A 21,420-nucleotide genomic window follows, 5' to 3' on the forward strand; every position below is an offset into this window, starting at 1 on the left:
TCCGCCATCTGCGGGCAACGGACACTTGCCGTCGCCGCAGGCAACCACCGGTATCACCCCGGGCGATGCGCTGCACCGGCCAGGCGGCTCAAGGTGCGCGCCTGGCATCGACATTGGCCTCGGCGGACGCCAGCCGCGGTGGTGCCGGCGCCAGATAGCCCACCACCGTGCACAGCAAGCCATAGGCAATGAACGAACCGATGCCCAGCAAATTGCCCAGATGCTGACGATCGATCAGCACCAGCTTGGCCAGCACCAGGGCCATCAGCAGCGCGCCTGCGCCCCACAGCACACGCTGGCCGCGCCGCGATCCGGTGACCCAGGCAACGACGCCGAGAATGCTCCACACCACCGCCAGGCTGGTCTGCGCCAGCTGGGTGCTGGCCAAGGCCAGGGTCCACGGCACCTGCCCCCAGTGGTGCACGCCGTGCAAGGTGCTGCTGGTCGCCACTCCCCAGGCGCACACCCCCAGCGCGATCGCCGCCGCGCGCTGGAAGGCAGCGGGCAGCCCCAGCGACCAGACCCAGCGTGCCAATAGCGCCAGCGTGGCGATCTGCACCAGTTCGCCAGGATTGAGCAAGGGCAGCCATGGCAACGGCGCAGCATCGGCCGGATCGACCAACAACGCGACCCATCCTTGGCCGAGCATGGCGAACAGCAAGGCCAGCAACGCCTGCCGGACCAGTGCGGCGTTCTGCGGCTGCGGCCATGCCAGCCAGCGCCAACGCAGCACCCCAACCGCCGCCACCGCCAACCACGGCAGCATCTGCAACGCGGAACGCCAGCCGGAGCCGAGGACCAAGCGCTCGCTCAGCCAGAACGTGGCCAGCGAAACGACGCACGGCCACATCAACCACCACGCCAGCTGCGCGGCAGCGGCACCGCTGCTTCGGTCGCTCGCCAGCACGCGCAAGGCCAGCACGCCCAGCAGCGCCAACGCCAGCCACGCAGCCCATCCCCACGCAGCAAAGGGCTGTGCGTGCACCGATGTCTGCCACATGGCCACCAGCGTCGACAGTGCAAACGTCGCCGCGACGGTCCAGCGCAAGGCTGCAGCGGGCCGGCGTCGATGCGCGGCCGCAACCACGCCCGTGCTGAGCGCCAACCATGCCAGCACCAGGTCGGGGGCATCCTGCGGATTGGCGAAGCGCAGGATCTCGTGCAGCGCACACAGCGTCCACCAGCCGATGCCCCACAGATACGCCGCCAGTGCAGTGCCGCGACGTCCCGCCGCATGCAGCGTGCCGGCGCTGACCAGGCCCGCCAGCGCCACCAGCAGCATGCTCATGCAGGTGGGATTGGCTATTGCAAGCCGATCATCGCGCCAGGCATCCACGCCGAAGGCCACCGCGATGGCTGCCAGTGCCTGCAGCGTCATGCCGGCGATCTGCGGCAAGGCGCGCCGCTGGCGCAGCCCCAGCCACAGCAACCCTGCTCCTTCCAGCGCGAAGACGCTGGCGGTGACGCGCGCCGACAAGGCCAGCGGCACCGACAAGGTGGCGAACCCCACTGCCAACGCCGCATGTGCCTGACCCAACAGGCGGCTGGAGGCACTGCGCTGCAACCACGCGGCCAGGCCGGCATACAGGGCTGCGAGCGCCAGCGCGTACAGCGCCAACGGTGTGCGCTCCCACTCCAGCAGGGCCGCCTGCAAGGCGAAGGCCAGCAGCGGCGTGCCGAACACCAGGCTGCCATCGACGACCCGTGACGTGCCGCCATCGCCGCGACGTGCATGCAGGATGGGAATCACCAGGTACATCGCAAAGAACAGCAGCAGGAAGGGCTCGGTGCTGGCGAACTTGGCCGGCGCGTAGTCCAGCACGCCCCACACCGTGCCGATGCCGAACGTAAAGGCGAAGCCGAGCAGGTTCAGCACCCGCCATGGGCGAACCCAGGCAATCGCCACGATCCCGCCATTGAGCAGCGCGTAATAGGTGAACAACGCAACATGGTTGGCGTTGCCGGTGGACAACCAGATCGGCGCCATGAATCCGGCCAGCACCCCCAGCACCGCCAGCGTGCGCGAATTCTGCAACACCGCCAGCGCGCAGAGCCCGGCGATCAACAGCACGCTGATCGCCAGCGCCGGGGCCGGCTGCAACAGTCCATACACCTTGAAGGCGGCAAAGACGGTCAGCAGCAACACACCGATCGCCCCACCTTGCACGGCGAGCGCAAAGCCTGGTCGCGTCAGCCGCTGACGCCAGCCGAACGCCAGTGCACCGATGGCCAGCAGGCCGATGCCGACCAGCCGCAGCGCGATCGGCACGCGCAGCCAGCCCTGATCGCTGGCGTACTTCAGCAGCGCCGCAACGCCCGCCAGCAGTACCAGCATGCCCACCTTGACCGGTACGTTGCCTTCGGTCAGCCAACGCTTCACCCCAGCGATGCCACGCGCCCATCGCCCAGCAGCGGTGGCCGTGGGCGGTGCGCTTGCGCCTGCAGCGCGTGTGGTCGCAGATGCCACGCCTTGCACCTGCGGCTCTGGCGGCAGCGCCGCAGGCGTCGCGCGAGCGCCCACCGCGACCATCGTCTCAGCGGGCAGCGGCGGTGGCTGGACCGCTGGCGGAGGCATCGGCGTCGACGCCGCGGGCGGTCCGGTCCGGACGACGTCGTTGGATTGCGTTTGCGCGATCCACTGTTCGGCAAGCTGCAGCCGCCGCTCCAGCCGGCCGATCTTCCCTAACGCCACGACCAGCGCCGCGACCACCACCGCGAGCCCCAGCACGACCACTGCAATGATTGCTCCCACCCACATCCCCCGGCATCCGGCCGACAACCCGGCACCATACGCTCTGCGGCGTGCGGATGCAGCGTCGGCTGCGCGGGGATGCTCGCTTCGCCCCTGCGCTCTGCCTGCGCGACGCTTCCGCCCGCCACCACTGCCCTCACCGCGCAGAGACCGCCGGCGACGTCGGTAGCGCGCTTGCGGACGCAATGGTTGCCTGTCTATGCTTGCCGCACTGCGGTCAGGAAGGAGGCCGCTACGCGCCTCTGGTCGCCCCACCTACGCAAGGATGCAAGGATGCTGAAACCTCGCCCTGTCCCGCTGGCACGCGCCTGTGCGCTGCTCTTGCTCGTTGGCGCCCCCCTGGCCCACGGCCAGCTGTTCGCCGACCCCGAAGCGATCGCCAAGGCCTGGCTCGGCCACGATGCCAGCGAGCTCATGCTGCAGTGGCCGGTCGATCGCGGCCTGTACATTTCGGAAAATGTGCAGACACAGGAAACGGCCTACACCTACAACTTCGGCATCCCCGCCCATTACCGCACCGATTACTGGGTCGAGCAAGGCCCCATGGTTGGCGTGGTGCAGGGCGGCGGCGTTGCCACGCCGATCTTCTCGCAGGAGCTGCACAGCAGCAAAACCTTCGTGCCGCAGGAAGATCATTGCGAGGTGACGTTCGTCGCCGATGCGCAAGGCATCATCTCGCGCTACGACTTCGCAGGCAGCAAGTGCAAACCCTATATCCGTGGCTGGGGCCGGCCCAAGAAGCGCTGATTCGCCCCGTCCGTTCGTCCGCAGGTCCACCGCATGGAGAGCATCGCATGACCCTCAACCGCCCCCTCGTCGCAACGGCCTGCAGCCTGCTGCTCCTGCTCGCGCCGACCGTCCCGACCAGCGCCCTGGCACAGGACGCCCGCCACGGCGCCATCGTCGCGCTCGAACCGATCGAGAACCGCGGCGACGACGTGCCCGAGCGCACCAAGAAATTCGGCCACGTCGGCAGTGTGCTGGGCGGACTGGTCGGCGGCAGGCTTGGTGTGGAATCGAAGTCCGCGTTGGTCGGCCCCGATCAGACCCAGAAACTGGGCAATAGCGCCGGCGAAATGGCCGGCACCCGTCTTGCTGGCAACGGTCCGGCCGCGCATTACATGGTCAAGATCCGCTTCGACAACAAGTCGCAGGTCGTGTTGTCGAAGGCTGCCACGGAGTTGAAAGGACTGGACGTCGGCAGCCGGGTGGTGGTCAGCGGCAGCGGTCAGGACATGCGGATCGCTGCGGAATGACTTCGATGCCAGGGCGATGACGCGGCTCAGCGCGCGCCTGGCGCGGCCCCAATGAAGCCCCGGCAGTGCCGGGGCTCGGGCGTGAGGCAAAGGTGCTGACTTATTTGGCGACCACGCGCACCATTTCCAGGCACTTGTTGGAATAGCCCCACTCGTTGTCGTACCAGGACACCAGCTTGACGAAGGTCGGATCCAGCGCGATACCGGCGTCGGCATCGAACACCGAGGTGCAGGTCTCGCCGCGGAAATCGGTCGCCACGACCTTGTCTTCGGTGTAACCCAGCACGCCCTTCAACGCGCCCTCGCTCTGCGCCTTCACTTCGGCGCAGATCTCGGCGTAGGTGGCCGGCTTGTCCAGCTCGACGGTGAGGTCGACCACCGACACGTCCGAGGTCGGCACGCGGAAGCTCATGCCGGTCAGTTTCTTGTTGAGCTCCGGGATCACCACGCCGACCGCCTTGGCTGCGCCGGTCGAGGACGGGATGATGTTCTCCAGGATGCCGCGGCCACCGCGCCAGTCCTTGTTGGACGGGCCGTCGACGGTCTTCTGGGTCGCGGTCGCCGCATGCACCGTGGTCATCAGGCCACGCTTGATGCCCCATTTGTCGTTGATGACCTTGGCCAGCGGCGCCAGGCAATTGGTGGTGCAGGAGGCGTTGGAGATGATGGCCTCGCCCTTGTAGCTCTTGTCATTGACGCCGTAGACGAACATCGGCGTGTCGTCCTTGGACGGCGCCGACAGGATCACCTTCTTGGCGCCGGCATCCAGATGCTTCTGCGCGGTGTCCTTGGTCAGGAACAGGCCGGTGGACTCGATCACCACGTCGGCGCCGACCTCGCTCCACTTCAGGTTGGCCGGATCGCGCTCCTGGGTCAGGCGGATCCGCTTGCCGTTGACGATCAAGGTGTTGCCCTCGACCGACACGTCCGCCTTGAAACGGCCGTGCACCGAATCGTACTGGAGCATATAGGCCAGATAGTCGGGCTCGAGCAGGTCGTTGATGGCCACGATCTCGATGTCATTGGCGAAGTTCTGCACCGCAGAGCGCAGCACATTGCGTCCGATGCGACCGAATCCGTTGATGCCAACCTTGATTGCCATGTTCAGTAGCTCCTGCGGCCGCGACGGCGCGGCGGATGGAAAGGAACCACCATTCTAGCAGCGTCGCCAGATGGTGGCCGCGTGAGTGCGGCCGCTGCGCAGGCAGGGCGTGCGGGTCGCAACGACGCGGCGCCAACCGTCGCCGCAGTCGCGCGGGAGGCGGTCGCGCCTTGCTGCATCTGCCTGGTTGGACACCGATCGCTCGCGCCTCCCCACGGCCGCCGCAGCCGGCGGTGGTGCCAACTGCTGAACGGCGGCTTCAAGGGCTGCACCGCCGGCTGGACTGCAGACGTCGTCGTCGCCGGCAACGTTGCGTCGTCCAGCACGCGCGACCAACGGGCCTGCAAAGACAGCTGACACATCCAGGGCTGCGCCGACACGAGACGCGTGCAACTGCCGGCAGCGATCGGTCCGCAGGATCTGCCGACAGCGGACGCCACGCCGCGCTGGCCGACATTGATCAGAATCAAGGCAGCGCGCTGTCACGCGTCGGAGACTGCCCGCAGTCCCGACATCACGAGCCTCTCATGCATCTGCGTCCCTGCCTATTGATCGCCGGCGTCCTCACTGCCCTTGCCGCTCCTCCGGCCCTGGCCCAATCCAAGGGCGATTGGACCATGGCCGTCGGCGCGCATCAGGTCGCCCCCAGGTCGGACAACGGCCGCCTGGCCGGCGGCACGCTTGCGGTCGACGTCGGCAAGGACATCCGACCGACCCTCACCGCTGAATACTTCGTTGCCAACGCGCTTGGCATCGAGGTCCTGGCCGCCTTGCCCTTCGAGCACGACATCCAGTTGCGCGGCCTGGGCCGGGTCGGCAGCACCAAGCACCTGCCGCCAGTGGTGAGCCTGCAATACCACTTCAACTCCCAGGGTGCGGTGTCGCCGTTTCTCGGCGCGGGCATCAATTACACGCACTTTTTTGCCAGCAAGACCCGCGGCGCCCTGGCGGGCAGCGACCTGGAGCTGGGCGATTCCTGGGGCCTGGCCGCGCATGCCGGGGTCGACATCGCGCTGAGCGCGCGCGGCGCGCTGCGGGTGGATGTGCGCTGGATCGATATCGACAGCACCGTCCGGTTAGACGGCCAACGCCTCGGCACCGTCACCATCGACCCGCTGGTGTACGGCCTGGCCTACGTCCATCGGTTCTGAGCGCGCAACCATCCCGGGCCGGCAGACTGCTGGTCCGGTCACGCGCACGTCGCAGTAGCGACCGGGCAGTCATCAAGCCGGCGTTAGAATTGCGCCATGACCTCGAAACTCTCTCTGCTGCTGTCGTGCCTGGGCGCCGCGTCGCTCAGCCTGCTGTCTTCCACCGCCCTGGCCTGGGGTCCGCAAGGCCACCGCCTGGTCGCCCGGATCGCCGAAACCGAACTCGATCCACAGGCGCGTGCGCAGGTGGCGCAACTCCTGGCCGGCGAGCCGGATCCCACCCTGGCCGGTGTCGCCACTTGGGCCGACGAGCTGCGCGCCCACGACCCGGACCTGGGCAAGCGCTCGGGCCCATGGCACTACGTCAACCTCGGCGAACACGATTGCGCCTACGATCCGGCACGCGACTGCCCCGACGGCAACTGCGTGATCGCCGCGCTGGATGCGCAGGCCAAGCTGCTGGCCGATCGCAATCAGCCGTTGGACGTGCGGCGCCAAGCGCTCAAGTTCGTGGTGCATTTCGTCGGCGACATCCATCAGCCCATGCATGCTGGCTACGCGCACGACAAGGGCGGCAACGATTTCCAGCTGCAGGTCGAGGGCAAGGGCAGCAATCTGCATGCCCTGTGGGACAGCGGCATGCTCAATAGTCGCCACCTCAGCGACGATGCCTATCTGCAGCGCCTGTTGGCCTTGCCGGCCACTCCCGCCAGCACGCCCGCATTCCCGCCCGCCGGACTGGCCTGGGCACAGGCTTCGTGCCGGATCGCGATCGCACCCGGCGCCTATCCGCCCACCCATGTGCTGTCGCCAGCCTATATCGATACCTATCGGCCGATCGCCGAGGCGCAGTTGCGCGCAGCCGGCGACCACCTGGCCGCGTTGCTCAATGCCGCACTGGATCCACACTGACACGGAGGTCGCGATGCAGCCGCAGGTCGTGCCGTTTTTTCACCCGGACAGCAATACCTTCACCTACCTGGTCGCCGATGCGGCCACCGGCATCGCCGCGGTCATCGATCCAACGCTGGATTACGCGGCCGAGACCGCCACGGTTGCCACGCAGGCGGCACAAGCCATTGTCGATAGCGTGCAGCGGCTCGGCTGGCAGGTGCACTGGCTGCTGGAAACCCATGCGCATGCCGACCATCTGTCGGCCGCGCAATGGCTGAAACGGCAGTGGCCGCAGGCACGCGTCGGCATCGGCGAGGGTATCCAGCAGGTACAGCGAAACCTGGCGCCGCGCTGCGGCCTGCCCGCAGATTTTCGTGCCGACGGCTCGCAGTTCGACCACTTGTTCGCCGACCAGGAGGTGTTCGCAGTGGGAACGCTGCAGGGGCGGGTGATCGCCGTGCCCGGACATACCAGCGACAGCGTCGCCTACTTGATCGGCGATGCGCTGTTTCCCGGCGACTCCCTGTTCATGCCCGACGCCGGCACGGCGCGCTGCGACTTCCCCGGCGGCGACGCACAGCAGCTGTATGCATCGATCCAGCGTCTGTACGCGCTGCCGGACAGCACGCGCGTGTTCGTCTGTCACGACTACGGCCCGGGTGGACGCGCGATCGCATTCCAGAGCAGCATCGGCGAACAACGTCGCCACAACATCCATGTGCGCGATGGCGTCGACGCGGCCAGCTTCGTGGCGCAACGACAGGCGCGCGATGCCAGCTTGTCCGAACCACGCCTGATCGGCCCAGCGCTGCAGGCCAATCTGCAGGCCGGCGCGTTCGAGCAGGCATCGTCGATCGCGCCCACCACCTGATCCAGCCGCCGCACCCGCTATGATCGGGCGTTGATCGGATCTGGAGCCTTCCCCCATGCGTGCACTCGCTTTCTGGCGTCAGGCCATCTGCCTGCTGTTGCTGGCGCTTCCGATCATCGGCGCCGCGCAGTCTCTTCCGTTGACGGTCTTCGCCGCGGCAAGCCTGAAGGAATCCATGGACGAAGCGGCCGCTGCCTATACCGCGGCAACCGGCACGCCGGTGCGCGTGTCCTACGCCGCCAGCTCGGCATTGGCACGGCAGATCGAACAAGGCGCGCCGGCCGACGTGTTCTTCTCGGCCGACCTGGAATGGATGGACCATCTGCAGCAACGCGGCCGGCTCGCGGCGGCGCAGCGGCGCACGCTGCTGGGCAATACCCTGGTGCTGGTGGCACCGCACGACAGCACCTTGCAAGTGGATCCACGCCAGCCCGGCGCGATCGCCAAGGCGCTCGGCGCCGATGGCAGGCTGGCGGTCGGCCAGACCAGCAGCGTGCCGGCCGGCAAATACGCCGCCGCTGCACTTCGCCACCTGAAACAATGGGAAAGCCTGCGCCCCCGGCTGGCCGAGGCCGATAGCGTGCGCGCGGCGCTGATGCTGGTGGCGCGCGGCGAAGCACCGCTGGGCATCGTCTACGGTTCCGACGCGCAAGCCGAGCCCAAGGTCCGCGTGGTTGCCGTCCTGCCCGAGGACAGCCATCCGCCGATCCTGTACCCGGTCGCGGCGTTGCAGGGCGCCCGGCAGAGCGAGGCCAGCGCGTTCGTGCGCTGGCTGGCCAGCGCGCCGGCGAAGGCGATCTTCGCGCGTCGCGGTTTCCTGCCCCGCGACTGACGCCGGCTTGAGCATCTTCACCGCCGAAGAACTGACCGCGATCGGCCTGAGTCTGAAGGTGGCCGCGGTCGCCGCCATCGCCAGCCTGCCTCCGGGCATCGCTTGCGGCTGGCTGCTTGCACGTCGGCGCTTTCCCGGCAAGGCGCTGCTGGATGCGCTGCTGCATCTGCCGCTGGTGATGCCGCCGGTGGTGACCGGCTATGCGCTGCTGGTGCTGCTGGGGACGCAGGGGCCAGTGGGGCGCTTCCTGCTGGCACAGTTCGGCATCCAGTTCGCCTTCCGCTGGACCGGTGCCGCGCTGGCGTGCGCAGTGATGGGATTCCCATTGATGGTGCGTGCGATCCGGCTGTCGATCGAGGCCACCGACCGCCGGCTGGAAGCCGCCGCCGCCACGCTCGGTGCCGGCCCGTGGCGGGTGTTCTTCAGCATCACCTTGCCGTTGGCCTGGCCGGGCCTGGTCGCCGGCATGATGCTGGCGTTCGCCAAGGCGCTGGGCGAATTCGGCGCGACGATCACCTTCGTTTCCAATATCCCTGGCGAAACGCAGACGCTGTCGTCGGCGATCTACGGCCTGATGCAGGTGCCCGGAATGGAAGCGGGCGTCTGGCGCCTGGCCGGCGTGGCGCTGGCGATCTCGCTGGCCGCCCTGCTGCTGTCCGAATGGCTGGTGCGGCGACCGCATCCGCGCGAGGACGAGGTCTGATGCTCGACATCGACCTGCACGTGCAGCGCGGGCGCTTCCAGCGTCGGATCCGCATCGACGATCCGGCACGCGTGGTGGCGTTGGTGGGCCCCTCCGGCGCTGGCAAGACCACCGTGCTCAACGCCATCGCCGGCTTGGTGCGGCCACAGGCCGGGCATATCCGCATCGATGGTCGCTGTCTGTACGACCATCGCCAGCGCATTGATCTGCCGACGCATCGGCGCCGGATCGGTTATGTGTTCCAGGACGCGCGCCTGTTCCCGCACCTGGATGTGCGTGAGAATCTGCGCTATGGCCGCCACGGTCACGGCCCGGATCACTTCGGCTTCGATGACGTGGTGGCCTTGCTCGGTATCGGCGAGCTATTGCGACGTCGCCCGCGCACGCTGTCCGGCGGCGAGGCGCAACGCGTGGCGATCGGCCGGGCGCTGTTGTCGCAACCGGCGATCCTGCTGTTCGACGAACCGTTGTCGGCGCTGGATCAAGCCAGGCGCGAGGAGTTGATTCCCTATCTGCAGCGCGTTCGCGACCAGATCCGCCTGCCGATGCTCTACGTCAGCCACAACCCCGACGAAGTGCAGCGCATCGCCGACAGCGTGCACGTGCTCGATTGAGCGCTGTCGCCGTCTTCACCGCAGCAGCGCGACCATGCCGGCGGAGGGCGACGATGAAGCGATACCGAAAGGAGCCATTCCCGGTCGACCAGGCCCGCCGGTTTCTCGAACCGGGGCCGGTCGTCCTGGTGAGTTCCGCGCACCTTGGCGAGCGCGACATCATGACGATGGGCTGGCACATGGTGCTGGAGTTTTCGCCGTCGCTGGTGGCCTGCTGCATCGCGCGCGGCAATCGCAGCTTCGACTTGATCCGACGCAGCCGCCAGTGCGTGATCAACGTGCCGACCGTTGCGCTGCTGGACACGCTGGTGGACATCGGCAACTGCAGCGGTAGCGAAGGCGACAAGTTCGCGCGCTTTGGCCTGACCGCGGTGGAGAGCGCACAGGTAGATGCCCCTGCCATCGCCGAATGCCCGGCCAGCTTCGAATGCCGTCTGCACGATGGCCGGCAGATCGCCCGCCACAACCTGTTCGTGTTTGAAATCGTACGCGCACAGGTGGCCAAACGCCCTGCGCGGCCCACCACCGTGCATTACCGCGGTGATGGCCGCTTCATGGTGTCTGGACACGAGGTGTCGCGCCGGCGTCGGTTTCGCCCGGAGATGCTCTAGGGCGTGTCATGTCCGTTGAGATGAGTGCTTTCCGCAGGTTGGCCATCAGCGGCACGGAGCGTACGCCGCGCCCTGTAATACTCGCTCCGCAGCGCTGACGGCCAACGCATGTCGTCTCAATGTGGATACACGCTCTAGCCCGCGCCTTCAGTGCGTCATTGCACCAGTGCGCACTCGCGTCTTACCGTGCTGGATCTGGAAGGTGAACGCAAAACTCAGGGTCACCGGCACTGGCTGCACGTTACTGGCGCCGCTGCAATCGTCCAACTCGGCCGGCGGCGGATGGCCCGGCGCGAACCGACACATCGCCGCAGGTTCGAATTGCCACTGTTGCACCGCTGCCCGTACCGCGTCGAACAGATCGGCGTTCTCCACGGCGGAACCTGCCGTACATTCGTCGCGATCCACCAGCGGGTCTACCCGCTGCACCACGCCCTCGGCGGTCAGGATCACCCGCGCACAGATCGTGGTCGGCGCCAGCGTCTGGCGTGGCGAGGTCGGCGGCAATTCCGGCCCCGCGCTGCGCAGGGCACGCGGCATGCGAAAGCGCTCGCTCGCCGCCAGGGTATAGGGCTGGACGGCAGCGCTTGCGTTGGCAGCAGACGCGGTCGGTTGCAGCATGCGTTGATCGACCGATTGCTGACGTTGATCAACCTGGCGTGTCTGCTCGGCCTCCACCGTCGGATGGCTGGCGCAGCCGCACAACACCGTGGCCAGACACATCGCCAGCAGCGTCCACCCGGGCTGCTTCATGGCAGTGTCTCCCTGGCCGCCAGACAGCCGGGGGCAGAGCAGGCGCGTGTCTGCGTAGAGGTCGACGCCAGCACCCGGGTCGTCGCTGGCGCCGCGCTGTGGGGCGCATCGTCGGCATCGAGTTCGAACCGCACCGGCACCCGGACCACCGAGGCCACCGGCCTGCCATCGACGGTGCCGGGGAACAGCCGCCATTGCCGCGCGGCATCGAGCACTGCCTGATCGAACACGCCGGCAGGCTTACTTCGCTCGACCACGATGCGTTGCGGCACGCCGCGGGCATCCATGGCGATCCGCAACACCACTTCGCCTTGCACGCCGGCGTCCAGCGCCTGCTTGGGGTAATGCGGTGGTTGCAGACGTGCAAAATCCTGTGCCGGTACCGTGGCCTGCTCCTGCGGGCGTGCTGGCTGCGCGGCCCAGCCTACGCTGGCACCCAGCACTGCCAGCAGCAGCACCATCGGTGCCGACCAGCGCGCCATCGATGCCGTCGAGTGCGGGCCTTGCAGGGCGGCGATGCGCTGCACCAGCGGATGCGTCCAGCCGCAGGCCACCGTCAGCCACTGCGCCCCCAATTGGGTCTTGAGCATGGCAGTGGCATAGCGATGCCGCGCTTGCGGATGGCGGGCCAGCACGGCGGCATCGCAGGCGAACTCCTGATCCAGCCGGAACGCGCGCCAGCCCAGATGAACCAGCGGATTGCACCAGCCCAGGCACAACAGCACCGTCGCCAGCAGATTGATCTGCAGATCGCCGCGCCGCAGGTGCACGCGCTCATGCGCCAGGATCAGCGCACGTTCCTGCGGCGTGTAGCGCCGGAAGAAATCCGCCGGCAACACGATGCGCGGCCGCCACACGCCGAGAACTGCGGGCAGGCCGAGGTCCTCGCGCGCCGCCCAGTGCAGGCCGGCGCGTACCCGCGTCGGCCCCAAGGCGGAGGCAAACCGCCGTTGCTGCCAGTACAACAGCATTGCCCCCAGCACCGCGCCGCCCGCCCATACCGCCATCACCGCCGTACCCCACGCTGGATGAGGCGGGACCCAGGCGCTGACCGTCGGCAGCACCGCCACCGTCGGCAGCTGCAAGACGCTGGGCTCCGGGGCTGGATGCGGCAACAGGTCCACCAGCAAGGCCAGCGGGACGCAGCTCCATGCCGCGTAGGCGGCGCCTGCGCCCAGCCAACGACGCAAGGGCCAGCGCAATAGCAGGCACAGCACCACCGCCGCGCTCGTCGCAAGCGTGCCACTCAGCAATCCCTCCACGATGTCAGGGCGCATCGTCCAGCTCCTGCAGCAGACGTTTGAGCTCGGCCACATCGGCGGCACTGAGCTTGCCGCGCCGGCTGAAATGCGCCACCAGCGGCGCGACCCGTCCCTCGAACACGCGGTGCAGCAGTCCGTCGCTCTGCTGTTGAACCCAGTGTTCGCGCGACAACCGTGGCGTGTAGAGATAACGGCGCCCCTGCTTTTCGGCGGCGAGCACGCCCTTGTTGAGCAGCCGGTTGAGCAGGGTCTTGATCGTCGGCTCGGCCCAACCGGTATGCGCCAACGCAGCAACGACGTCCTCGGCGCTGCGCGGAGCACGGTCCCACAGCACCTGCATCACCACCGACTCGGCATCACTGATCGACATGCGATTACATCCGTAATTTTTATCGATTACGCACGTAAATTTTCGGCATGTCAAGCCGTCCCACCTCCGCCGTCGACGGACACACTGCCTCGCGCCACCACCGCCAGCGCGGGTCGGCTACCCTGCTGCGATGACTGACCACTACACCGACCTGGCGCCCGTCGTCGCGCGCATCCTGCAGCAGATCGACGGCCCCCTCCGTGTCGGCGCCCCGCTGGGCATCGGCAAGCCGCACCGGCTATTGAACGCACTGTATGCGGCGATCGAACACACCCCGACGCGGCCGATGACGCTCTATACCGCGCTATCGCTCAATCCACCCAAGCCCGGTCGCGGGCTGCAAGCGCGTTTCGCCAAGCCGTTTCTGGTGCGCCACTTCGGCGAGGACTATCCACGCCTGGCGTATGTCGATGCACTGCTGCGCGATGCCTTGCCGGCGCACGTGCGGGTGGAAGAGTTCTACATGCAATCGGGAGGGCTGCTGCACTCCAGCCAGGCACAATCGGATTACACCAGCCTGAACTACACCCATGCCGCCGCGGCCATCGCCCTACGCGCACCGAACGTGATCGTGCAGAAGGTCGCGCGCGAACCGGACGGACAACGGCTGTCGCTGTCCTGCAATAACGACATCACCCAGGACACGCTCGATGCGATGCAGGCGCGCGGCTTGGCGCGCCCACTGCTGGTGGCCGAGGTCGACCCACAGCTGCCATGGATCGGCGGCAGCGCCGCGGTGGACGCGCACTTTTTCGATCTGCTGGTGGAACTGCCAGGTCCTGCCCCCCGGCTATTCGGCCTGCCGCGGCAAGCGGTCTGCACGATCGACTACGCCATCGGTCTGTACGCCAGCACGCTGGTGCGCGACGGCGGCACGCTGCAGATCGGTATCGGGACGCTGGCCGATGCGCTGAGCCATGCGCTGGTGCTGCGCCACACCGACAACGCCACCTATCGCAAGATCCTGCACGCGCTCGACCCGACCCTGGAACAGCACCCCACGGTACGCGAAAGCGGTGGCCTGACACCGTTCGCCACCGGCCTGTATGGCTGCAGCGAAATGCTCAATGAAGGCTTCAAGCAATTGGTCGACAGCGGCGTGATTCGCCGCAAGGTGCATGACGATCCATCGCTGATGCAGCGCCTGGCCGATGGCAGTGCCGATGCCGACGATCGCCTGCGCCTGGCCAACGAGGGCCAGTTCCTGCATGGTGCCTTCTATCTGGGCTCGCCGGAATTCTATGCCTGGCTGCGTACGCTGGATGCTTCGACACGGCGGGCGATCGACATGCGTCGCATCAGCGAGATCAACCAGTTGTATGGCGAGGAGTCCTTGCGTCGCCTGCAACGCCACGATGCGCGCTTCTTCAACTCCTGCATGATGGCCACCGCCTTGGGTGCAGCGGTCTCCGACGGCCTGGATGATGGCCGCGTCGTGTCCGGCGTCGGCGGCCAATACAACTTCGTCGCCATGGCGCATGCGCTGCCGCAGGCGCGCAGCGTGCTGATGCTGCGCGCCACGCGCCGCACGGGCGCGGACGACGCCAGCAATATCCGCTGGAACTACGGCCATACCACCATCCCCCGTCACCTGCGCGATGTGTACATCACCGAATACGGCATCGCCGACGTGCGTCACCAGACCGATCACGACTGCATCGCGGCGATGGCAGGCATCTGCGACGCGCGCTTTCAGGATGGACTGTTGACCGAAGCCCAGAGCGCGCGCAAGTTGCGCGACATGCCGTCCTCTGCGCAGGGCAGGCGTACCAATACACCCGAGGCGCTGGAGCACGCACTGGCGCCATTTCGTCGCGATGACAGCCTGCCGGACTATCCGCTCGGCAGTGACTTCACCGACACCGAGCAGGAGCTGCTACGTGCATTGACCTGGCTGGGTCGTGCAACCGCCAGCGCCACGGGTAAAGCGGCAACCGTGAGTCGCGCCCTGTTGACGCATGAGGCGCCTACGCCTCGCCTGACACGTGCGCTGCAACGCATGGACCTGGAAGCGCCACATGGTCTTGGCGATCGACTGCAGGCACGCTTGCTTGCGTATGCGCTGCAACGGACGGCAGCGCCGTGAGATCGATGGCGCGGCCAGGGCGCGATGGGCCGCGCAGTCATTGCGCGAACTGACGCACGATGGACATACAGCGGAAAGATAGGCGTCAAGCTCGACCGTGATGATGCGCCGACCTTTCTCGATCACCTCGCATGCCTGCTTTCCGCACTTCGTTGCACTCACAACCCATCGCTCTCAATTCGGCGAAATCAGCGCGCAAAAAGCGAAGAAATCCGCCGCGCTGCGCTGTGCTGGCAGCACTGATGGTGTTCTGCATCGGCGCACACGCCGCTCCCCGCCTGACCGATTTCCAATACATCGGTAGCCATAACAGCTACCACGCGGGCTTCGCGCCAAGCGAGGCGGCGTTGCTGAAGCAGAAGAATCCACAGCTGTTCGCCGCACTGGACTATCGGCATCCACCGTTGACGCAACAATTGGATGATGGCGTCCGCCAGATCGAACTGGACATCTTCGCCGATGCCCACGGCGGGCGTTACGCGCATCCCGCGATCGCCGAGCAGATCGCCAAGGCCGGATTGCCGCCCGCCCCGCCCAGCGCACCGGAGGCAGTGATGGGCGCGCCCGGCTTCAAGGTCATGCATGTCCAGGACGTCGATCAACGCAGCACTTGCCAGCCGCTGATCGCCTGCCTGCGGGAAGTCCGCGCATGGTCCAAGCAGCACCCCGGACACGTACCGATCTTCATCCTGCTGGAGACCAAGCAGACACCGCTGCAGCTGGACTTCCCCACCGTCCAGCCGGAGCCCTTCGATGCGCCGACCATGGATGCGCTGGACGCCGAATTACGCTCGGTGTTCCTGCCTGGCGAATACCTGAGCCCCGACCAGGTACGCGGCAAGGCGGCGACGCTCAACGCAGCCATTCGAAGCCATGGCTGGCCATCGCTGGCACAGGCGCGCGGCAAGGTGATCTTCCTGCTCGACCAGCGCTCGGCCGGTGACAGCTACCTGCCCGGGCATCCTTCGTTGCGCGGCCGGGTGTGCTTCACCAACGCAGCTCCCGGCACGGACGATGCCGCGTTCACCGAACTCAATGACGGGCCGGCCGCGGAGATCACGCAGCTGGTCAAGGCCGGCTATCTGGTCCGCACCCGAACCGATGCGGACCTGCACGAAGATACCCAACGGCGCGACGCCATGCTGGCCAGTGGTGCACAACTGCTGAGCACCGACTTCCCGCCGCATGAAGCCGCCAGCTCCGGCTACGTGGTGCGTTTCGACGGCGACGCGGTCGCCCGCTGCAACCCGCAGCGGCAGCCGCGCGACCACTGTCAGAGCGTCGACCTGAGCCACTGAGCACTGGATCACCGCTGCGGCGGTGGCAAACCGAATACCGAGCACACCTGTCGCAACGGACGGCGTCGGCGATGCCCGCCTGCGCCCGTCCCATGGGCCGGGCCCTTTCTCCCCCCCATGCGAGTCGATCATGCAACGTCCCCGCACCACCCATCGCTTGACCTGCGCCATCGCGCTGGTCCTTTCCGCACCGGCCTTTGCCGAGACACCGGAACTGGCCGCCACCACCCTGGACACGGTCACTGTGCAGGCCAAGCATGCCGCCACCCCGGGCTCGCTCGACGAGCAACGGGTGTCCAACAGCGTCAACAGCGTGATGAGCAAGCAGCAGATCGACGCCATCCCTTCGGGCGGCATCGCCGACGTCGTCGCGCATCTGCCAGGCCTGTCTGCCTACAGCGACATGCATCTGGGCCAGGCGACCACCGGCGAGAACGCCTATGTCAGCATCCGCGGTCTGGATGCCAGCTACAACGCCTATACGCTCAACGGCTTCGGCATGCCGGAAACCGACTCGTCGACGCGTGCAATCTCCTTGAACATGCTGGCTCCGTTCGGCATCCAGTCGGTCCAGGTATCCAAGACGCCTACGCCGGACTTGCCGGGCGATGCGATCGGTGGCGCGATCGATATGCGTACCCCGAGTGCCTTCGACTTCGATCAAGACCTCTACGCCAAGACCACCGCACAGGGCCAGTTCAACGCGCTGGCATCGGAGCTGGGCGGCAAGCACACCGGCGGCACGCTGCAGCAGGAAGTCGCTTGGAAATTCGGTGAGGGCCATGCCTTCGGGCTCTACGCCGCCGCCTATTACGGTGAGAACAACAACATGGCGCAGGCACCCGCGCCCAACAGCAAGTACCTGCCCGCCGATCCCACCCTCGCCAATGCCGTCGACCTCAGCAACGTCGGCCCACTGATCAGCACCCGCTACAAGTACAGCCTCTATACCAGTCAGATCAAACGCTACGGCGGGACCCTGTCGCTGGACTGGCAAGGCGACAATAGCGCGTTGTATGCCCGCGCGATCTACGGCAGCTATGGCGTCACCGGGCAGCAGGACCAGTCCAGCGCACGCCTGGAAACCCGTTTGAACCAGCCGATCGCGGTGCGTGGCGGATACTTCAACACACACGATATCGACGAGACGCTGGCGACCCTGCAGCTCGGCGGACAAACCACCCTGGATCGGCTGCATGTGGATTACGGCAGCTCCGTCGGACGCGGCACCCGCCGCCGCCCGGACTACGTGTCCGCCAGCCTGTATGGGTTTGTCCCGGGAAGCTTCGCCTTCGACCTCAGCGACCCGACCTATCCGAGCATCGCACCGAGTTCTGCCGCCCTGCAGAACTTCTTCTACAACCTGGACTCCTCGCTGCTATGGAAGGTGCAGGGGCACGATGCCGGCAGCCACGACAATCGTATCAACGCCCACACCGATATCAGCTACCAGGTCGACGGCAACGTGCTCGATAGCGTCAAACTGGGTCTGTCCGCCGATCACTCCGATCGCGCTGCCTACGATCATCCGTTCTTCCACAAGGACGGCAACTTCGTCACCAACGGCCCGTACTTCGGCGGCCCGAACTACGTCTTCCCCACTGCTGGCGGACCACCGTTGAGCGCGATCCCGGGGCGCCTGACCTACAGCGCCTTCGATGGCCACTATGCCGGGCCGTTCAAACTGCTCGACCGCAACTGGATGCTCGCGCAGGCCTTACCGTACAAGTACATCAACGATCCCACTGGTGCCGGCAACTACACCGCCAACGATTACAACGCCAATACGACCTCCAGCACCGAAGCGATCTATTCGGGCTATGCGATGGCCAGCTTGCACGTCGGCGCGCTCAGCGTGCTGCCGGGTGTGCGCTATGAATTGACGCGTTACTCGGCCGATTCCTGGCGATCCAGCGGCGATGGCATCGGCGGCGGTTTCATCTCCAGCGGCCGCACCTACGCCGAAGTGCTGCCAGGCATCAGCCTCAACTATCGTCCCGACGAATTCACCGTCTACCGCGCCTCGCTGCGACGCAGTTTCAGCCGCCCTGCCTTCGGCCTGATCTCCGGCGAGACCGTCTACACCGTCGATGATCGGCAGCAGGTGGTCGGGATCTCCAAGCCCAATCCGGACCTCAAGCCCAGCACTGCCGAGAACGCCGACCTCTCGGCCGAGTTCTACGACCAGGCCGGTGGCGTGCTCAGTGCATCGGCCTACTACAAGCGCATCGCCGGGTTCGTCTACACCTCGCAATCTGCCACCAGCAACGACAGTACCCTGGGTGGACTGGTGCCGACCGGTACCACCTTCGAGAACGGGGTGCCGGTGACCATGCCGCAAAACGGTGGCACTGCCACGGTCGAGGGCATTGAGCTGGCCGCAAGCAAACGCCTTCAGGACCTACCCGGGCTGTGGAGCAACCTTGGCGTTGCCGGCAACCTCACCCTGCAGCACAGCCAAGCAGACAGCAAACGCCCCGATCAATCCGGAAAGACCTGGCTACCACGCGCGCCGGAGCGGATCTACAACCTGGATCTGTTCTACGACGACAGCCGCCTGCGTGCCGATTTGAACTACAACTACACCGGCCTGCAATTGCTGGGATTGACCAGCGACCACCTCAATTATTACTTGCAACCGGTCAAATCGCTGAGCTTCAACGCCACCTATCACCTGCCGCACCACATCGATGTCGGCGTGTCGGCGAAGAACCTGCTCAATGCCGCCACTTTCTACGAGACCCAGGGCAAGTCCAGGCGCTACATGGCCTACGACCCGGGCGCCGATGGCGCCTATGTGGAAACCGGCCGGGTCTATCAGATCACGCTGAGCTATACCTACTGACGTCACCAGGCCAGTTTTCTGCGTCAGTCGCTCGCGTGCACGGTCCGTCCGCTGCACGCGAGCGATCCGCGCGTCTGCCAAACGCGCGGATCGGGCGTGGCCGCGTGATTCAAGCCGATGTGGATCATGCGTTTGTGTGGTCGCCGCAGCGCAATCGCAGCATCCGTGACGATCTGGCGGCCCAGCAAGCGTGCCTGTGGCAGCACATGGCCAGCGTCGCGTCGGTGACGCACCGTCCTTTTCACGCCGACAACGCAGGCGGCTGCGGCAAGGTGCGCACACGTCTCTTCTGGACCTGCATATGCCCTTACGCCCGTCCGCTTGCGCCTGCTTGCTAGCGCTGTTTCCCGTCATCGCCGGTTCGGCCCTGGCTCAAGCCCCGCAGTCGGCTCTCCCCACCGCAGCTGTCGCCAGCGCCCCCGTCCCCACCGGGCCACGCTCGGACCTGCATGCCCAGGTGCTGCTGGACCGCATGCACTTCTCGCCCGGCCAGATCGACGGAGAGCGCGGTTCCAATCAGAAGCGTGCGGTGGCGGGATTTCAGGCAGCGCACGGCCTCAAGGCCACCGGCGATCTCGACGATGCCACCTGGCAGGCCCTGCAAGCCGATGCAACACCCGTGTTGGCGCAATACACCCTTACCGACGCCGACGTCGCCGGCCCGTTCCAACCCATTCCGGACACGCCAGCCGAGCAGGCCAAATTGCCCGCGATGGGCTACGCCTCGGTGGACGAAGCACTGGGCGAGCGCTTTCACGCCGATCCCAAGCTGCTGCGTCAACTCAATCCTGGCGTCGACCTGGGCAAGGCCGGCACTGTGATCCAGGTGCCCAACATCGATGGCGCTGCGCCATTGCGCAAGCCCGCCAGTCTGGTCGTCGACAAATCCGATTCGACCCTGCGCCTGCTCGATGCCGATGGCAAGGTCTATGCGCAGTTTCCGGTGTCCTCGGGCAGCAAGCACGACCCGCTGCCGATCGGTCGCTGGAAGATCCTCGGCATCTCGCGCGATCCTGAGTTCAAGTACAACCCCAAGCTGTTCTGGGACGCCAAGAAAGGCGACAAAAAGCAGACATTGCCTCCCGGACCCAACAATCCGGTCGGGCGCGTGTGGATCGATCTGTCCAAGCCGCATTACGGCCTGCATGGAACCCCCGAGCCCGGCCATGTCGGCAAGACCGAGTCCCACGGTTGCGTGCGGCTGACCAACTGGGACGTGGTGAACTTGGCCAGCGTGGTGGATGCGTCGGTCCCCGTGGTGATGCAGGAGTAGACATGAAACTGCTTGCGTTGGTGATCACCGGTCTTTTGCTCGGTGCTGGCGGATACTGGTGGACGCAGCGTCACACTGACGCGCCCATTGCCGTCACTGCGCCAGCCGCGCCGCGTGCCGCGCCGACGGCACAGGCCGCGCAGACAGTGTCCACGGAACCCGCATCGGCATCTGCAGCGGCTCCTTCGGCGTCATCAGACGGCATGGCGGATACGCTACCCGCCACGCCGGCGCCCGTCACAGCGGACGTCACACCGATCAATAGCGCTCCTTCAACCACTGCAGCGGATGGAGCGGCGTTGTTGATCCCGGTGCAAGGCGTCGTGCGCGATCAGTTGCAGGACACCTTCACCGATGCCCGCAGCGAAGGGCGGGTCCATGACGCGATCGATATCCTCGCCCCCGCCGGCACGCCGGTATTGGCGGTCGCTGACGGTACCATCGAAAAGCTGTTCGACAGCAAACGTGGCGGACTGACGATCTATCAATTCGAACCCAGTGGCCACTACTGTTATTACTACGCGCATCTGCAACGCTACGCGGACGGCCTGGCGGAAAAGCAATCGATCCGGCGTGGCCAGGTGATCGGCTATGTCGGCAGCACTGGCAATGCCGACCCCGGTGCGCCACACCTGCACTTCGAGATCCATCGACTCGGCCCCGAACGCCAATGGTGGAAGGGCGAGGCGCTCAACCCCTATCCCATCCTCCGCGGCGACCAATCATTGCCGTGAGCGGGTCTGCCGC

General features: G+C 66.5%; 19 protein-coding genes. 14 read left to right on the forward strand and 5 right to left on the reverse strand.

Annotated features, from left to right (window positions below):
- Positions 1 to 88: 88 nt before the first annotated feature.
- Positions 89 to 2,758: a DUF2339 domain-containing protein gene (locus CKY51_RS11445; protein WP_022970878.1), complete on the reverse strand. Its 2,670-nt coding sequence runs from the start codon at positions 2,756 to 2,758 to the stop codon at positions 89 to 91.
- Between the two features lie 267 nt (positions 2,759 to 3,025).
- On the opposite strand from CKY51_RS11445, the gene CKY51_RS11450 reads away from it, so the two are divergent.
- Both CKY51_RS11450 and CKY51_RS11455 read left to right on the forward strand, forming a co-directional pair.
- Positions 3,026 to 3,499, forward strand: coding sequence for a hypothetical protein (locus tag CKY51_RS11450; protein WP_022970877.1), 474 nt, complete (start codon positions 3,026 to 3,028; stop codon positions 3,497 to 3,499).
- A 47-nt stretch (positions 3,500 to 3,546) separates the two neighbouring features.
- A complete protein-coding gene (locus CKY51_RS11455) occupies positions 3,547 to 4,008 on the forward strand; it encodes a hypothetical protein (RefSeq protein ID WP_022970876.1) in 462 nt (153 codons plus the stop codon).
- A gap of 100 nt (positions 4,009 to 4,108) precedes the next feature.
- Here CKY51_RS11455 and gap read toward each other — a convergent pair whose 3' ends face one another.
- Positions 4,109 to 5,110, reverse strand: a complete 1,002-nt coding sequence (gap, locus tag CKY51_RS11460) for a type I glyceraldehyde-3-phosphate dehydrogenase (protein ID WP_152249244.1) — start codon at positions 5,108 to 5,110, stop codon at positions 4,109 to 4,111.
- A 527-nt stretch (positions 5,111 to 5,637) separates the two neighbouring features.
- Between gap and CKY51_RS11465 the strand changes: the two genes are divergently transcribed.
- The 7 genes from CKY51_RS11465 to CKY51_RS11495 all read left to right on the forward strand — a co-directional run bounded on the left by CKY51_RS11465 (position 5,638) and on the right by CKY51_RS11495 (position 10,786).
- Complete coding sequence (locus tag CKY51_RS11465; protein ID WP_022970873.1) at positions 5,638 to 6,261, forward strand: OmpW/AlkL family protein; 624 nt, start codon at positions 5,638 to 5,640, stop codon at positions 6,259 to 6,261.
- 96 nt (positions 6,262 to 6,357) lie between these two features.
- Positions 6,358 to 7,173 (forward strand): S1/P1 nuclease, encoded by an 816-nt coding sequence (locus CKY51_RS11470; RefSeq protein ID WP_022970872.1) that lies wholly within the window; start codon positions 6,358 to 6,360, stop codon positions 7,171 to 7,173.
- 13 nt (positions 7,174 to 7,186) lie between these two features.
- Positions 7,187 to 8,026 (forward strand): MBL fold metallo-hydrolase, encoded by an 840-nt coding sequence (locus CKY51_RS11475; protein ID WP_152249245.1) that lies wholly within the window; start codon positions 7,187 to 7,189, stop codon positions 8,024 to 8,026.
- Positions 8,027 to 8,081: 55 nt separating this feature from the next.
- Positions 8,082 to 8,858, forward strand: a complete 777-nt coding sequence (gene modA / locus CKY51_RS11480) for a molybdate ABC transporter substrate-binding protein (protein ID WP_022970870.1) — start codon at positions 8,082 to 8,084, stop codon at positions 8,856 to 8,858.
- A 13-nt stretch (positions 8,859 to 8,871) separates the two neighbouring features.
- Positions 8,872 to 9,561, forward strand: a complete 690-nt coding sequence (modB, locus tag CKY51_RS11485; protein WP_031338467.1) for a molybdate ABC transporter permease subunit — start codon at positions 8,872 to 8,874, stop codon at positions 9,559 to 9,561.
- Positions 9,561 to 10,175, forward strand: coding sequence for a molybdenum ABC transporter ATP-binding protein (gene modC, locus CKY51_RS11490; RefSeq protein ID WP_022970868.1), 615 nt, complete (start codon positions 9,561 to 9,563; stop codon positions 10,173 to 10,175). The genes modB and modC overlap by 1 nt, the downstream gene beginning before the upstream one ends.
- Positions 10,176 to 10,228: 53 nt before the next feature.
- A complete protein-coding gene (locus CKY51_RS11495; protein ID WP_022970867.1) occupies positions 10,229 to 10,786 on the forward strand; it encodes a flavin reductase family protein in 558 nt (185 codons plus the stop codon).
- Positions 10,787 to 10,933: 147 nt separating this feature from the next.
- Here the strand turns inward: CKY51_RS11495 and CKY51_RS11500 are convergent, their stop codons facing one another.
- The 3 genes from CKY51_RS11500 to CKY51_RS11510 are packed head-to-tail and all read right to left on the reverse strand — an operon-like array spanning position 10,934 to position 13,171.
- Positions 10,934 to 11,539: a hypothetical protein gene (locus tag CKY51_RS11500; RefSeq protein WP_022970866.1), complete on the reverse strand. Its 606-nt coding sequence runs from the start codon at positions 11,537 to 11,539 to the stop codon at positions 10,934 to 10,936.
- On the reverse strand, positions 11,536 to 12,816 hold the full coding sequence (locus tag CKY51_RS11505) for a TonB family protein (RefSeq protein WP_022970865.1): 1,281 nt from the start codon (positions 12,814 to 12,816) through the stop codon (positions 11,536 to 11,538). The genes CKY51_RS11500 and CKY51_RS11505 overlap by 4 nt, the downstream gene beginning before the upstream one ends.
- The gene (locus CKY51_RS11510; RefSeq protein WP_022970864.1) at positions 12,806 to 13,171 is read right to left on the reverse strand and encodes a BlaI/MecI/CopY family transcriptional regulator; all 366 of its coding nucleotides are present in this window, start codon (positions 13,169 to 13,171) and stop codon (positions 12,806 to 12,808) included. Before CKY51_RS11510 ends, CKY51_RS11505 begins: the two co-directional genes overlap by 11 nt.
- Positions 13,172 to 13,301: 130 nt before the next feature.
- Here CKY51_RS11510 and CKY51_RS11515 point away from each other — a divergent pair, with 130 nt between their 5' ends.
- The 5 genes from CKY51_RS11515 to CKY51_RS11535 all read left to right on the forward strand — a co-directional run bounded on the left by CKY51_RS11515 (position 13,302) and on the right by CKY51_RS11535 (position 21,407).
- On the forward strand, positions 13,302 to 15,257 hold the full coding sequence (locus tag CKY51_RS11515) for an acetyl-CoA hydrolase/transferase C-terminal domain-containing protein (RefSeq protein ID WP_022970863.1): 1,956 nt from the start codon (positions 13,302 to 13,304) through the stop codon (positions 15,255 to 15,257).
- A 131-nt stretch (positions 15,258 to 15,388) separates the two neighbouring features.
- The gene (locus tag CKY51_RS11520; protein ID WP_152249247.1) at positions 15,389 to 16,555 is read left to right on the forward strand and encodes a phosphatidylinositol-specific phospholipase C1-like protein; all 1,167 of its coding nucleotides are present in this window, start codon (positions 15,389 to 15,391) and stop codon (positions 16,553 to 16,555) included.
- Positions 16,556 to 16,685: 130 nt separating this feature from the next.
- On the forward strand, positions 16,686 to 19,400 hold the full coding sequence (locus tag CKY51_RS11525) for a TonB-dependent receptor (protein ID WP_022970861.1): 2,715 nt from the start codon (positions 16,686 to 16,688) through the stop codon (positions 19,398 to 19,400).
- A gap of 301 nt (positions 19,401 to 19,701) precedes the next feature.
- On the forward strand, positions 19,702 to 20,673 hold the full coding sequence (locus CKY51_RS11530; RefSeq protein WP_152249248.1) for a L,D-transpeptidase family protein: 972 nt from the start codon (positions 19,702 to 19,704) through the stop codon (positions 20,671 to 20,673).
- A 2-nt stretch (positions 20,674 to 20,675) separates the two neighbouring features.
- On the forward strand, positions 20,676 to 21,407 hold the full coding sequence (locus CKY51_RS11535) for a M23 family metallopeptidase (protein WP_152249249.1): 732 nt from the start codon (positions 20,676 to 20,678) through the stop codon (positions 21,405 to 21,407).
- Positions 21,408 to 21,420 lie beyond the last annotated feature (13 nt).

Source organism: Xanthomonas maliensis (genome assembly GCF_009192945.1).
In the GTDB taxonomy this organism is placed as follows: Bacteria; Pseudomonadota; Gammaproteobacteria; order Xanthomonadales; family Xanthomonadaceae; genus Xanthomonas; species Xanthomonas maliensis.

Bases quoted from the DNA above. Each gene is read 5' to 3' on its own strand.
- CKY51_RS11535 (WP_152249249.1), top strand. From the start codon at position 20,676: ATGAAACTGCTTGCGTTGGTGATCACCGGTCTTTTGCTCGGTGCTGGC.
- CKY51_RS11530 (WP_152249248.1), top strand. From the start codon at position 19,702: ATGCCCTTACGCCCGTCCGCTTGCGCCTGCTTGCTAGCGCTGTTTCCC.
- gap (WP_152249244.1), bottom strand. From the start codon at position 5,110: ATGGCAATCAAGGTTGGCATCAACGGATTCGGTCGCATCGGACGCAAT.
- CKY51_RS11515 (WP_022970863.1), top strand. From the start codon at position 13,302: ATGACTGACCACTACACCGACCTGGCGCCCGTCGTCGCGCGCATCCTG.
- CKY51_RS11505 (WP_022970865.1), bottom strand. From the start codon at position 12,816: ATGCGCCCTGACATCGTGGAGGGATTGCTGAGTGGCACGCTTGCGACG.
- CKY51_RS11455 (WP_022970876.1), top strand. From the start codon at position 3,547: ATGACCCTCAACCGCCCCCTCGTCGCAACGGCCTGCAGCCTGCTGCTC.
- CKY51_RS11525 (WP_022970861.1), top strand. From the start codon at position 16,686: ATGCAACGTCCCCGCACCACCCATCGCTTGACCTGCGCCATCGCGCTG.
- CKY51_RS11465 (WP_022970873.1), top strand. From the start codon at position 5,638: ATGCATCTGCGTCCCTGCCTATTGATCGCCGGCGTCCTCACTGCCCTT.
- modC (WP_022970868.1), top strand. From the start codon at position 9,561: ATGCTCGACATCGACCTGCACGTGCAGCGCGGGCGCTTCCAGCGTCGG.
- CKY51_RS11470 (WP_022970872.1), top strand. From the start codon at position 6,358: ATGACCTCGAAACTCTCTCTGCTGCTGTCGTGCCTGGGCGCCGCGTCG.
- CKY51_RS11450 (WP_022970877.1), top strand. From the start codon at position 3,026: ATGCTGAAACCTCGCCCTGTCCCGCTGGCACGCGCCTGTGCGCTGCTC.
- modA (WP_022970870.1), top strand. From the start codon at position 8,082: ATGCGTGCACTCGCTTTCTGGCGTCAGGCCATCTGCCTGCTGTTGCTG.
- CKY51_RS11510 (WP_022970864.1), bottom strand. From the start codon at position 13,171: ATGTCGATCAGTGATGCCGAGTCGGTGGTGATGCAGGTGCTGTGGGAC.
- CKY51_RS11520 (WP_152249247.1), top strand. From the start codon at position 15,389: ATGCCTGCTTTCCGCACTTCGTTGCACTCACAACCCATCGCTCTCAAT.
- CKY51_RS11445 (WP_022970878.1), bottom strand. From the start codon at position 2,758: ATGTGGGTGGGAGCAATCATTGCAGTGGTCGTGCTGGGGCTCGCGGTG.
- CKY51_RS11475 (WP_152249245.1), top strand. From the start codon at position 7,187: ATGCAGCCGCAGGTCGTGCCGTTTTTTCACCCGGACAGCAATACCTTC.
- CKY51_RS11500 (WP_022970866.1), bottom strand. From the start codon at position 11,539: ATGAAGCAGCCCGGGTGGACGCTGCTGGCGATGTGTCTGGCCACGGTG.
- CKY51_RS11495 (WP_022970867.1), top strand. From the start codon at position 10,229: ATGAAGCGATACCGAAAGGAGCCATTCCCGGTCGACCAGGCCCGCCGG.